A 12987-nucleotide genomic window follows, 5' to 3' on the forward strand; every position below is an offset into this window, starting at 1 on the left:
GATGACGGATCAGGCAGTCGGGAGTGTCAGATTCGGAAACAGCAGTTCTGTATGGCGAGCGGGGGCGCCGTGGTGCGGGAAAGCAGCGATCCCGTGATCTGGGAGGAAACGTACGGAGCGTCGTGGTCTTCATGGAACAGCGATGCCACGAGCATCACCGCCAGGAATGGGGAAACATCCGGCAACTGTGGCTTGTCGAGCGACTGGCTGCCGACCTGGGTTTGCGCCTTGCACAAGCCCGGCTGGCCCATGCCCCCTTCATCGCAGCCGCTCATGTCCTGATGGTTGTGCACGGCGTGCGTAGCGGCTACCGCTTCGAGCGTTTGCGAGATCTGTCCAGCCGGGCATACGTAAGCCGCCACGGCGAGCTGTGTAAACAGCACGCCGATCAGCGCGACGAGCGCTGCGAAGAAGCGGGATTTACGGGTGAACCTCATGAACGTTGATGAATGCGATCGAAACGATGGAAACAAAGCCCTCGATCGAATTGTACGCAAGCACAGCAAGAACATTGGTTGATTCAAGTCAACAATACCGGGATTTGATCTGTTGGCAACAGGCAGCGTGCAGAGAAGGAATGATGCACTTTCTTGATCTGGCCGGCTTGCACGGCGCCGATAATTCGCCCAATATCGGCGGGCTGCAAGGTTTCTTCTGTGAAGTTCCCCGCATTTGCCCTCACACCGCTACCGGAGAAATATCATGCAAGAACGCACCGTCGCCGAATCCCTGCCGCGCAAGCAACTGGCGGTCGCCGCGCCGCAGTCGAGCGTCTTTGAGGCAGCCTGCATCATGACCAGGCATCGCTGCGGCAGCGTGCTCGTCATCGACCCGGCGCGATCGCTGATCGGAATCTTCACGGAGCGCGACCTCATGACCAAGGTAGTCGCTCAATCGCTCGATCCGCGCACGACAAGCGTGGTGGACGTGATGACCCCGAATCCACAGTCGATCCCCCCGGAGACCAAGGTCTCCGACGCCCTGCTCCTGATGAAAGGCGCAGGCTTTCGCCACCTTCCCGTTGTCAGCGAGGCGTCCGGCATCGTCGGCGTGTTCTCGATCCGCGACGCGCTGCCCCACGAGATCATGGAGGCAGAACAGCGTGAGGAATTCATTGATGATGAAATGACCAAGGTGCTCGGGTAGGCGCGCGCCGCTGATCCTCCTGCATCACGGCGGAGCACGGATCGACACGCTCCGCCGCAATCATTCTCCTTCACTTCAGGCAAGGCGGATTTGTCCTGCATCGCGCCCGCCTTGCCCGGCCCCGCTGTAACCGGTACGGTCTTCGGTGCCCGCCTTGTTTTCGTTATTGCCATTGCAATTTTCCGCATGCACAAACGGCAGGCAGCTTGCGCAAATGTGACAATGCCATGCGCCATGTTTTCCTGCAGGGAACATATTTCAAGGAACGCGGTCTAGAGTGCTTTCCCGCCAATCTTGAAAACGGTCTTGTCCATGATGCTTGATGAGCAACACAGCGAAGAATTGAGAGCACTTCGCAACCTGGAGCGCACGGTGCGCGCGTATAGCGTGAGCGCGCACGTGGTCTCGGAAAAGAAGCGCCAGGAGATGCTGTCAGAGGCGCTGCGTGAAGTGGTCAATGCCCGCAAGCGGGCGATCCGGCAGTCGCGCTGCGTGCCCTTCCGCGAGCCGCCGGCCCGGGGTCGTTCGGAAGCCTGAATTGTTCCTGTGGTGCTTTTGCCCGGCTTTCCTTAGAATCGCTGGTCGCATACAGAACAACAGGCTCGCCAACGAGCCCGGGAGGGAGTGCCATGTTGAACGGCCTGTGGCTGGGCTTTTTTGTGATCGGCGCCTTGAGCGCCTTCGGACGCTGGCTCTTCGCCGGCGATGCAGGCGCCTTCGCCGCCATGGTGGACAGCCTGTTCGGCATGGCGAAGCTGTCGGTCGAAGTGATGATCCTTCTGTTCGGCACGCTCACGCTGTGGCTCGGCTTCCTGCGCATCGCAGAGAAGGCGGGGCTGGTGGAGGCGCTCGCCCGCTTTCTTTCGCCATTGTTCCGCCGCCTCATGCCGGAGGTTCCCGCCGGCCATCCGGCCATCGGCCTGATCACCCTGAACTTCACCGCCAACGCGCTCGGCCTCGATAACGCGGCGACACCCATCGGCCTGAGAGCGATGCGCGCGCTGCAGGAACTGAATCCGGAACCGGAAACAGCGAGCAATGCGCAGATCCTGTTCCTCGTCCTCAACGCCTCTTCACTGACGCTGCTGCCGGTATCGATCTTCATGTACCGGCTGCAGCAAGGTGCGGCCGATCCGACCCTCGTATTCCTTCCCATCCTGCTCGCCACCAGCGCATCCACGCTCGCCGGCTTCCTTTCCGTGGCCGCGATGCAGCGCCTGCGTGTGTGGGACCCGGTCGTGCTCGCATGGCTCGGAGGCGCGGCCCTGCTGCTCGGCGGATTCATGGCGCTGCTGGCCGGCATGTCATCCGCCGCGCTCGCTGCCTTGTCGTCCCTGCTCGGCAACCTCGTGCTGTTCAGCCTGATCGTGCTATTCCTGCTGTTCGGTGCGCTGCGCCGCGTGCCGGTGTATGAGAGCTTCGTCGAAGGTGCGAAGGAAGGCTTCGACGTCGCGAAGAACCTGCTGCCCTACCTGGTCGCCATGCTGTGCGCAGTCGGTGTGCTGCGCGCCTCAGGCGCGCTGGATGTGGCGCTGGATGGCTTGCGGCACCTCATCAATGCGGCGGGACTGGACACCCGGTTCGTCGACGCGCTGCCGACGGCATTGGTCAAACCGTTTTCCGGAAGCGCCGCGCGCGCCATGCTGATCGAACTGATGAAGACCTCCGGCGTGGACAGCTTCCCGGCGTTGGTGGCGGCAACGGTGCAAGGAAGCACCGAGACCACGTTCTATGTGCTGGCGGTGTACTTCGGCGCGGTAGGCATCCGTCGCGCCCGGCATGCAGTGGGATGCGCGCTCCTGGCCGATGCCGCAGGCCTGCTGGCCTCGATCGGCGTGTGCTACTGGTTTTTCGGATAGCCGACGGCGCGACAGTGGCTCCACAAGAGTTCGGCAGCGCGAATGCCGGATGTGCAGTGCTCCGGCCAGACGGTTTCGTTCAAGAACGCGCTTCCCCGGCCGCACCGTTCAGGCGAAACGACCAGTCTTCCACGGTGCCACGCTCCAACCGCCGCGCAAACAGTTTGCGCCACGACTCCATCAATGCATCAAGCTGCGCCAGTTCGGATAGTGCCTCGCGGTCAGTCGTATGCCGGTACAGCACATCGAGAATGCGCGCCAGCGGCCAGTCCGGACACCGCCGTTCGAGCAGAGCAAGGGTATCCCCGGGAGCGACCCAGCCCGGGGAGAGCACGCGGTAATACCAGCCTGTCCTGCCACTTTCCTGCACCTGCGCCGACATGCCAGGGCAATCGAAACGAATATTCAGTTTCCAGCACGGCTGGCGTGCCTGCGACACCTGGACCACCGCCTCACCGAGTGAAAAAACGTCGCCAATGCAGACATCAGCTTCGACGTACCCCGTTGTCGATAGGTTTTCGCCAAACGCGCCCGGCCGCGTCAGGACAGGGCGCGCGCCGATCTGCGCGGTCCAATAGGAATAGTGATCGAAGGCATAGTGGTGCACTGCTTTGTCGGGCCCGCCATGAAACTTGCGGTCGGCCTGCTCGTCGCCGTCGAAGCCGAGCTTGTCGAGCCAGGTCCTGCCCGCGACGGCCTCCTTGGCAATGCCGCTGACATGCGTCGAAGCACCGAGCGACTGACCGACTCCGACCAGTAGCGATTCTACGGTGCACTTCATGACATCAACCCGGCATCACGCAGCCAGGTCCGGAGCATTGCTGTTGCGCCGCGCGCTGCAGCGGCACCATGCTTTTCTGCATCGGCGCGGATCACGCGCGGATCCACGCCTGCATACGCCAGTTCGCACGCATGCCCGACCAGCCATTCATCCATGCGCGCGGCATCCGCTTCCGGATGAAACTGCAGCGCGAGCACATTCTTCCCCAGCGAGAATGCCTGGTGCGGCGCCACCGAGGTCGAAGCCAGGAGCGTCGCACCTTGCGGAAGGTCGAAGGTGTCGCCGTGCCAATGCAGGACCGGCGCGCCTTCGAGCACCGACAGCGCCGAAATGTGCCCCGCCTCCGTCAACACCACATCACCCCAGCCGATTTCCTTCGCGCGTCCGGGATACACGCGTGCGCCAAGCGCCGCCGCGATCATCTGCGCGCCCAGGCAAATGCCAAGCAGCGGCTTGCCTTGGGCGAGACGCGCATTGATCAACGCAATTTCCTCCGCGAGGAATGGATAAAGCGCCTGATCGTTCACGCCGATCGGCCCGCCCAGGACGACGACCAGGTCTGCAGCGTCCCATTCGCCGGGCGAGAGGCGATCGACGCCGGCCTGCGCGTACCCGATGGTGAATCCTGTTTCCTGCAGGACGGGACCGAAGGTGCCGAGATCTTCAAATGCGACATGACGAATGGCCAGGCAATGCATGATGCAGCTCCGGAAGCCGGGTGTGCGCCGGCTAAAAATAACGTTATGCACAATATGACACATCGTGTCATGCATTACAATGCGTTTTTTCGACTTCGATCCGGTTCATGACAATCCGTCTCAAACTCCTGCGCAGGCAGATGGGCTGGTCGCTGGAAGTCCTGGCGCAGCAGACCGGCCTCACGAAAAGCTATCTCTCGAAGGTCGAACGCGGCATGAGCGTGCCGTCCATCGCCGTTGCACTGAAACTCTCGAAGGCACTTGGCGTCGATGTCGAACAGCTGTTTTCCGAATCGCACAACCAGGTGTCCATGGCGATCACGCGAGCAGCCGACCGCACGCCGATGGGTGGGCCAGGCGTCAACGACAGCGGGGTCGAATCGATTGCCGCGACGGTCGCGCCGAAGCGCATGCTTCCCTTCGTCGTTCATCCCCCGCAGGATTTCGCCGCCTCCGCGTTCAAGGAGCACGAAGGGGAGGAATTTCTTTTCGTGCACAAGGGCAGCATCGAAATCGAATTTCCGAACGAAACGGTGCGCCTGAAATCTGGTGACTCGATTTATTTCAATGCCCTGATTCCGCACCGGACGAGAAGTCTTGGCCGCGCGTCGGCCGAAGTGCTCGTCGTGATCAGCCAGGACGACGGACACGGGGCATAAGGTCGAATGCATTTTGCCGCGCACAGAAGGCGTGGCACGACAACCTGGATTATCCTTTTGGCCATGCACTCCCATTTGTTGCAACATCACTAACACTTCGCGATGGACACCATCAATTTTGTTGCCGCAACCCTGTTCGGTCTCGCGCTGGTTCACACCTTCACGGCGAAATCGTTCGAACGCCTGGCCGAACGCAGCGAGAAACACGCCGGCCTGTTTCATTTGCTCGGTGAAATCGAAGTCGTCTTCGGCTTGTGGGCCTTCATCCTGATGGTCGCGATGGCGTTTTTGCAAGGGAGCAAAGAGGCCATTGCTTATGTCGAGTCGCGGCAGTACACCGAGCCCTTGTTCGTGTTCGTTATCATGGTGGTGGCTGCGTCGCGTCCCGTTCTCCATGCAGTCATGGCGATGGTGTCGCTGCTCGCGAAGTTCCTGCCGATGCGCGCTCTGCTGGCGAGAACATGGCTGTGCCTGGCCCTCGTTCCGCTCATCGGATCCTTCATTACGGAACCTGCGGCGATGACGCTGGCAGCGCTCATGCTGGCACCGACCGTATTCAAGAAGGATATGGCGGAATGGGTCAAGTATGCCGCCCTTGGTGTGCTGTTCGTCAACGTGTCGATCGGCGGGACATTGACCTCCTTCGCTGCGCCGCCCGTGCTGATGGTCGCCGCGAAGTGGCATTGGGATACGGCTTTCATGATCGCTACGTTCGGCTGGAAAGCATGCGCCGCAGTGCTGCTCAATGCGACGGCCGTCACCTTCCTGCTCAGGCGGCATCTTCGGGATGAAGCGGTGGCCGCGCAAGCGGACAACCAGATGCCCGTGCCGCTCTGGGTGAGCGCAATCCACCTGCTGTTCCTGCTCGGCGTGGTGATTTTTGCGCATCACCCCGTGATTTTCATGGGGATCTTCCTTTTCTTCCTCGGGTTCACCCAGGCCTACGCACAGTACCAGAGCGCATTGATCCTCAAGGAAGGCTTGCTTGTTGGTTTTTTCCTGGCAGGCCTTGTCGTACTCGGTGGCATGCAGCAGTGGTGGCTGCAACCGATCGTCTCCAGCCTGGAACCCGTGGCCATGTTCTTCGGGGCCGTCGCCCTGACCGCCATCACGGACAATGCCGCGCTGACCTATCTCGGCTCGCTGATCGAAGGCTTGTCGGATCAGGCAAAGTACATGCTCGTATCGGGCGCCGTGGCCGGGGGTGGCCTGACCGTGATCGCGAATGCGCCGAATCCCGCCGGCGTTGCGCTTCTCAGGCATGGCTTCGCTGATGAGTCGGTGGGCGTCGGCGGCTTGCTGCTCGGCGCGCTCCTGCCGACCGTGGTGGCCATGCTGTTCTTCTTCCTGTAGCGGATGACCAAGACTGATTGGACAGCCGGTCTCTGATGCGCGCCCGCAGCAGTCGCGGCGATCGCGGGGATAAGTGCGCTCGCCGTGAACAGAACAGTCAGTTACGCTGCGAGCCTCTGTGGCGTGTACTGTGCCACGATGCTGGAAATCGCTTCCTCCGCCTGCGCGACTGCCTGCATCACGGTTTCGTGCAACTTCCTGAATTCTTCCTTCGTCAGCGCCTGCCTGCGCACGCCCTGCTCGGCCTGCTCGATCATGTCGCGCTGCAGAAGGCGCAGCGCGCTGCGGTGCTTTTCGGCCTCATCGAGAATCCGCTCATGCGGCGCGGACGGCTCCGCCAGTTTTCGCGCCACGTAGGCGAATGACTGGATGGTTAGATCGATATCAGAAGTGGTCTGAATAGTCATAAGTGATCCCGTGCAGACTTGTGGATACGAGATATATAACGTCAGGCACAAGGATCGGTAGGGCTTTCTAACAATTATTTACAGTTTGCAGCGATACCGGGATTGCGGTCATGCAAATCTGGCGATCTCCTCGAGGGGATTCATGTTGCCCGATGGTCAGCCTATCCTCGGATGTTGTCATTCCGGAATGCTGCAAGCACGCATCAGCTCATGTACTGTCCGCCATTCACCGCAAAGGTTGCGCCGGTGATGAAGCCAGCGCTGTCGTCCACGAGAAACGCCACCATCCGGCCCACATCCATCGGATCGCCGAGATGGCCGACCGGTATGTCGGCAACGATCGAGTGCAGCACTTCATGCGGCACGGCGGCCACCATGTCCGTATCGCTGTAGCCTGGAGCGATGGCGTTGACAGTGATGTTCCTGCGCGCCCCTTCCAGCGCAAGCGCTTTGGTAAACCCCAGGATGCCTGCCTTCGCGGCAGCGTAATTGGTCTGGCCGAACTGCCCCTTCTGCCCATTCACCGAACTGATGTTCACGATGCGCCCGAAGCTGCGCGCCCGCATGCCTTCGATGACATGACGGCACATGTTGAAGACCGCGCCGAGGTCGTTGTTGATGACCCGCCACCATTGGTCCGGTGTCATATGATGCAGCACGGCGTCGCTGGTGATTCCGGCATTGTTGACGAGGATGTCGATGTGACCGAATTCCTTTTCGATGTGCTCGACGCCGTCGCGACAGGCATCGAAATCGCCGACATCCCATTTGAAGACGGGGATCGCGGTTTCCTCGCACAACTCCAGCGCGGCGCCGACGTTACTGCAGCAGACCGCGATGACCCGGTAGCCCTTCGCATGCAAGGCAAGCGAGATGGCCTTGCCAAGTCCGCGCGTACCACCGGTGACAACTGCGATGCGACCCATGAATTCACCTCCGCGCGAACGGCATCCGAAGCGGCGCCGGAAGCTGTCGCGCGCACCGCTTCCCGGCGTCCGGTACCAGATTAGTTTCCGCGTCGCCAAGTTCAATTGACTCAAGTCAACGAAAACAAAACGCTGCGGATTGCCGCATGGCATAAACCAAAGCATCTCGGAGCATTTTGATGTGAATCAATCAAATAAATCATACACCTTCGTACACTGCGCTTGCTGAGTAGCAATTATTGCCACTCTCTGCAAAACCCGCACAGGCTGGCCGCGAGGGTTCGCGTCAGCGAGTGCGCTCATCGAGACCACACCGCCTCGTGACCAAAAGTCATTGACAGTGCGTGGCAACGAGGGTGCGGTAAAAGGAGATACGCATTGAAGCCAACTGATACCGGCCATCCCGACTACTATCACCAGGTAGTCAACTGTCAATGGTCCTGCCCCGCCCACACTCCCGTCCCTGAATACATCCGCCTGGTTGCCTCAGGCCGTTACAGCGATGCCTACATGCTGAACTGGCAGGCCAATGTATTCCCCGGCGTCCTGGGCCGTGTGTGCGACCGTCCATGCGAAACATCATGCCGCCGCATGCGCGTCGAAAGCGATGCGAAGAAGGATCCGGTTGCGATCTGCCGCCTGAAACGCGTTGCGTCCGACTACAAGAGCGACGTGCGCAGCCGCATGCCGCAGGTCAGTCCGAAGAACGGCAAGCGCATTGCGTGCGTCGGCGCCGGTCCGGCGTCACTGACAGTCGCGCGCGACCTTGCTCCACTCGGCTACCACGTCACCGTGTTCGACGGCGAAAAGAAGGCCGGTGGCTTCATGCGCACGCAGATCCCGAAGTTCCGCCTGCCCGATGAAGTGCTCGACGAAGAGACCGGCTACGTGCTCGACATGGGCGTCGAATTCCGTTCCGGCGAACGCATCGACAGCCTCAAGGACCTTCTGGGCCAGGGCTATGACGCGATCTTCGTCGGCAGCGGCGCGCCGCGCGGTCGTGACCTCGAGGTGCCTGGACGCCAGGAAGCGGCGGCGCACATCCACCTCGGCATCGATTGGCTGGCGGGCCTGTCCTTCGGACACATCGACAAGATTGGCGAGCGCGTGATCGTGCTCGGCGGCGGCAACACCGCGATGGACTGCTGCCGCTCCGCGCTGCGCCTCGGCGGCGAGAAGGTGAAAGTCATCGTGCGCTCCGGCTTCGACGAGATGAAAGCCAGCGCCTGGGAGAAGGAAGACGCGCAGCATGAAGGCATCGAGATCTTCAACTACATGGTGCCGAAGTCCTTCGCGCATGACAACGGCAAGCTGACCGGCATGTGGTTCGAGAAAGTGCGCGCCGAATACGACGAGAAAGGCCGCCGCAGCCTGATCCCAACCGGCGAGCCGGACCAGTTCGTGGAATGCGACGATGTGCTGGTGGCCGTTGGCCAGGAGAATGCCTTCCCGTGGATCGAGCGCGACATCGGCCTGCAGTTCGACAAGTGGGACATGCCGGTGGTCAACGCACGCACCATGCAGTCGACGCTGCCGCAAGTCTTCTTCGGCGGCGATGCGGCGTTCGGCCCGAAGAACATCATCACTGCGGTCGCGCACGGCCACGATGCGGCGGTATCGATCGACCGTTTCTGCCACAAGGAAGACGTCGCGCTGCGTCCGCTGCCGAAGGTTGCCATGTCCAGCCAGAAGATGGGCATCCATGAATGGAGCTACGACAACGTCGTCTCGCTCGACCATCGCCATCCGGTGCCGCTGTCGGACTTCAAGGTCGCGCTCAAGAGCATCAAGATCGAAGTCGAACGCGGCTTCTCGCCACCGCTCGCCGCGAAGGAAGCGCAGCGCTGCCTCAATTGCGACGTGCAGACGGTGTTCACCGCGGGCCGCTGCATCGAATGCGACGCCTGTCTCGACATCTGCCCGATGGATGCCCTCACGCTGACCGAGAACGGCGAGGATGCGGACCTGCGCAGCCGCCTGAAGGCGCCCTCGCTGCATCCGACGCAGAACCTGTTCGTGTCCCCGGAGCTCAAGACCGGCCGCGTGATGGTCAAGGATGAAGACCTCTGCCTGCACTGCGGCCTGTGCGCGGAACGCTGCCCGACCGGCGCGTGGGACATGCAGAAATTCCACCTGACGATGACCCACGCGGGCCCGGGATGCCGCACTCGCACCGTGGCCAAAGCCGAACCTACCCAGGAGCCTGCATAAAATGATCCAGAAAATCCAGGCGAACAACGATTTCGTGGTCAAGTTCGCCAACATCAACGGCTCGGGCTCGGCCTCGGCCAACGAACTGTTTGCGCGTTCCATCCTGCGCATGGGCGTGCCCGTGAGCCCGCGCAACATCTTCCCCTCCAACATCCAGGGCATGCCGACCTGGTACGAGGTGCGCGTTTCCGAAAACGACTACCTCGGCCGGCGCGGCGGCTGCGACATGATGGTCGCGATGAACCCGCAGACCTGGGATGCCGACGTCAAGGAAGTCGATCCGGGCGGGTACCTGTTCTACGACAGCACGCGTCCCATCCCCTCGTCGAAATTCCGCGACGACCTGACCGTGATCGGCATGCCGCTCACGCAGATCGTCAACGATACCTACACCGATGCGCGCGAACGCCAGTTGTTCAAAAACATCATCTACGTCGGGGCGCTGGCCGCGCTGTTCGACATCGATCCGAAAGTGATCGAACAACTGTTCACCGAGCAGTTCAAGGGCAAGGAAAAGCTGGTGGCCTCCAACGTCAAGGCCCTGCACCTCGGCCGCGACTACGCGCTGGCCAACCTCGACTGCGGCAACATCGGCCTGAAGGTCAAGCGCGCCGACAAGGTCGGCAAGCGCATCTTCGTCGACGGCAACCAGGCCGCGGCAATGGGCTGCGTGTGGGGCGGCGCCAATGTCTGCGCCTGGTACCCGATCACCCCGTCCTCGTCCATCCCGGAAATGTTCGACAAGTACTGCCGCAAGCTGCGCATCGATCCGGAAAGCGGCAAGCACAACTATGCGATCGTCCAGGCCGAGGACGAACTGGCGTCGATTGGCATGGTGATCGGCGCCAACTGGAACGGCGCACGCGCCTTCACCGCCACCTCCGGCCCGGGCATCTCGCTGATGACCGAGTTCCTCGGCTTGGCCTATTTTGCGGAAGTGCCCGCCACCCTCATCAACGTGCAGCGCGGCGGGCCGTCCACCGGCATGCCCTCGCGCACCCAGCAATCGGACCTGCTCTCCTGCGGCTATGCGTCCAACGGCGACACCAAGCATGTGATGCTGTTCCCGCAGGACCCGAAGGAAAGCTTCGATTTCGCTGCCGCCGCGCTCGACCTGGCAGACCGCCTGCAGACCCCGGTATTCGTGATGCTGGATCTGGATATCGGCATGAACACCCGCCTGTGCGATCCGTTCGAATGGGATGACGAGAAGCGCATGGACCGCGGCAAGGTCATGAACTACGACGACCTCGAGTCCGGCCGCGACTTCGGCCGCTACCTCGACGTCGACGGCGATGGCATTCCGTATCGCACCTACCCCGGCACGCATCCGACCAGGGGCGCATTCTTCACACGCGGCACTACCAAGGACCGCTACGCGCGCTACAGCGAGGAAGGCCCGGTGTACGTCGACAACATGGAGCGCCTGCTGAAGAAGTTCGAGACGGCCAAGGAACTGGTGCCCAAGCCGATCGGACGCCTCGCGGCCAAGCCTACCAAGTTCGGCGTGATCTATTTCGGTTCGACCACGCCGGCCATGCACGAAGCGCTCGACGAGCTCGAACAGCAGGGCATGCATGTGGATGCGCTGCGCGTGCGTGGCTTCCCCTTCCACTCCAGCGTAGTCGACTTCATCGAGGGGCACGACCATGTGTTCGTGGTCGAGCAGAACCGCGACGGACAACTGCGCCACATGCTGACCGTGGAATGCGGGCTCGACCCGGCGGTGCTGATCCCGGTGCTGCACTATGACGGCACGCCGATCACCGCCCGTTTCATCACCAAGGCCATCGCTTCGCGCCTGGCGTTGTTCAGCCCGCTCAAGGAGGTGGCGCAATGACTTATATCGCAAAACCCAAGCTGCACCATCCCTCGCTGCAGACCAATCGCATCGGCTATACACGGCGCGACTACGAAGGTTCGGTGTCGACGCTGTGCGCCGGATGCGGCCACGACTCGATCTCGGCGGCCATCGTGCAGGCCTGCTACAACCTGAACATCGAGCCGCACAAGGTGGCCAAGCTCTCGGGCATCGGCTGCTCGTCCAAGGCGCCGACCTACTTCCTCGGCGGCTCCCACGGCTTCAATACTGTGCACGGCCGCATGCCCTCGGTGCTGACCGGTGCGGCGCTCGCCAACCGCGACCTGATCTACCTCGGCGTGTCGGGCGACGGCGACTCGGCCTCGATCGGCATCGGCCAGTTTGCGCACAGCATGCGGCGCGGCGTGAACATGACCTACATCGTCATGAACAACGGCGTGTATGGCCTGACCAAGGGCCAGTTCTCGGCCACGGCGGACTTCGGTTCCAAGTCCAAGAAAGGCGTGACTAATACCGACTCGCCGGTGGACCTGGTGGCGCTGGCGCTGCAGCTGGGCGCGACCTACGTGGCGCGCAGCTTCTCGGGCGACAAGGCGCAGCTGGTGCCGTTGATCGAGGGCGCGCTGGCGCACCAGGGCGCGGCCTTCATCGATGTGATTTCGCCGTGCGTGACCTTCAACAACCATGCCGGCTCGACCAGGAGCTACGACTATGTGCGCGAGCACAACGAGGCGGTCAACCGCATTGACTTTCTCGTTCCCGGGAAAGAGATCACCACGGATTACGCGCCGGGTACGATGCAGGAAGTCACGCAGCACGACGGTTCGGTGCTGCGCCTGCGCAAGCTGCATGCGGATTACGACGCGAGCGACCGCGTGGCGGCTATGAACCATCTGCAGAAGCACCATGCGATGGGCGAGATCGTGACCGGCCTGCTGTTCGTCGATCCGAAGGCATGCGATTTGCATGTGCATCTGAACACGGTCGATGTGCCGTTGAACACGCTCGACGAGCGTGCGCTGTGTCCGGGATCGGCAGCACTGGAGGCGGTAAACGCTTCGCTTCGCTAAGCGATGTCGTAGCTCTGTTTTAATGCTGCCGCTTCTCCACAAGGGAAACGGCAGC

Annotated in this window: 13 protein-coding genes; 8 read left to right on the plus strand and 5 right to left on the minus strand. The window is 61.8% G+C overall.

The window, feature by feature from the left end:
• Nucleotides 1-26 precede the first annotated feature (26 nt).
• Nucleotides 27-437: a hypothetical protein gene (locus tag VJ698_RS07680; protein WP_324102132.1), complete on the minus strand. Its 411-nt coding sequence runs from the start codon at nt 435-437 to the stop codon at nt 27-29.
• Nucleotides 438-702: 265 nt separating this feature from the next.
• Here VJ698_RS07680 and VJ698_RS07685 point away from each other — a divergent pair, with 265 nt between their 5' ends.
• The 3 genes from VJ698_RS07685 (at nt 703) to VJ698_RS07695 (ending at nt 3005) form a co-directional block, all read left to right on the plus strand.
• A complete protein-coding gene (locus VJ698_RS07685) occupies nt 703-1146 on the plus strand; it encodes a cyclic nucleotide-binding/CBS domain-containing protein (RefSeq protein WP_324102133.1) in 444 nt (147 codons plus the stop codon).
• 312 nt (nt 1147-1458) lie between these two features.
• Nucleotides 1459-1683, plus strand: a complete 225-nt coding sequence (locus VJ698_RS07690) for a hypothetical protein (RefSeq protein ID WP_324102134.1) — start codon at nt 1459-1461, stop codon at nt 1681-1683.
• A 92-nt stretch (nt 1684-1775) separates the two neighbouring features.
• The gene (locus VJ698_RS07695; protein ID WP_324102135.1) at nt 1776-3005 is read left to right on the plus strand and encodes a nucleoside recognition domain-containing protein; all 1230 of its coding nucleotides are present in this window, start codon (nt 1776-1778) and stop codon (nt 3003-3005) included.
• Between the two features lie 79 nt (nt 3006-3084).
• Here the strand turns inward: VJ698_RS07695 and VJ698_RS07700 are convergent, their stop codons facing one another.
• Nucleotides 3085-3786 carry an MOSC domain-containing protein gene (locus VJ698_RS07700; protein WP_324102136.1) on the minus strand — a complete coding sequence of 234 codons (702 nt, stop codon included), beginning with the start codon at nt 3784-3786 and terminating at the stop codon, nt 3085-3087.
• Entirely contained in the window at nt 3783-4487 is a 705-nt protein-coding gene (locus VJ698_RS07705; protein ID WP_414691131.1) for a glutamine amidotransferase, read from the minus strand. The genes VJ698_RS07700 and VJ698_RS07705 overlap by 4 nt, the downstream gene beginning before the upstream one ends.
• Nucleotides 4488-4591: 104 nt before the next feature.
• On the opposite strand from VJ698_RS07705, the gene VJ698_RS07710 reads away from it, so the two are divergent.
• Both VJ698_RS07710 and VJ698_RS07715 read left to right on the plus strand, forming a co-directional pair.
• Nucleotides 4592-5143, plus strand: a complete 552-nt coding sequence (locus tag VJ698_RS07710; RefSeq protein ID WP_324102138.1) for an XRE family transcriptional regulator — start codon at nt 4592-4594, stop codon at nt 5141-5143.
• Between the two features lie 102 nt (nt 5144-5245).
• A complete protein-coding gene (locus VJ698_RS07715) occupies nt 5246-6496 on the plus strand; it encodes a putative Na+/H+ antiporter (RefSeq protein WP_324102139.1) in 1251 nt (416 codons plus the stop codon).
• 101 nt (nt 6497-6597) lie between these two features.
• On the opposite strand, the gene VJ698_RS07720 is transcribed toward VJ698_RS07715, so the two are convergent.
• Together VJ698_RS07720 and phbB are read right to left on the minus strand one after the other, a co-directional pair.
• Nucleotides 6598-6903, minus strand: a complete 306-nt coding sequence (locus VJ698_RS07720; RefSeq protein WP_324102140.1) for a hypothetical protein — start codon at nt 6901-6903, stop codon at nt 6598-6600.
• A gap of 203 nt (nt 6904-7106) precedes the next feature.
• Nucleotides 7107-7829, minus strand: a complete 723-nt coding sequence (gene phbB / locus VJ698_RS07725) for an acetoacetyl-CoA reductase (protein WP_324102141.1) — start codon at nt 7827-7829, stop codon at nt 7107-7109.
• Nucleotides 7830-8207: 378 nt separating this feature from the next.
• On the opposite strand from phbB, the gene VJ698_RS07730 reads away from it, so the two are divergent.
• Genes VJ698_RS07730 through VJ698_RS07740 form a run of 3 tightly spaced genes read left to right on the plus strand, consistent with a single transcriptional unit; the run spans nt 8208 to nt 12932 of the window.
• Complete coding sequence (locus tag VJ698_RS07730) at nt 8208-10040, plus strand: FAD-dependent oxidoreductase (protein ID WP_324102142.1); 1833 nt, start codon at nt 8208-8210, stop codon at nt 10038-10040.
• Nucleotide 10041: 1 nt separating this feature from the next.
• Nucleotides 10042-11880 (plus strand): 2-oxoacid:acceptor oxidoreductase subunit alpha, encoded by a 1839-nt coding sequence (locus tag VJ698_RS07735; RefSeq protein ID WP_324102143.1) that lies wholly within the window; start codon nt 10042-10044, stop codon nt 11878-11880.
• The gene (locus tag VJ698_RS07740; protein ID WP_324102144.1) at nt 11877-12932 is read left to right on the plus strand and encodes a 2-oxoacid:ferredoxin oxidoreductase subunit beta; all 1056 of its coding nucleotides are present in this window, start codon (nt 11877-11879) and stop codon (nt 12930-12932) included. Before VJ698_RS07735 ends, VJ698_RS07740 begins: the two co-directional genes overlap by 4 nt.
• Nucleotides 12933-12987 lie beyond the last annotated feature (55 nt).

The organism is Noviherbaspirillum sp. (genome assembly GCF_035254685.1).
GTDB lineage: Bacteria > Pseudomonadota > Gammaproteobacteria > Burkholderiales > Burkholderiaceae_D > Noviherbaspirillum.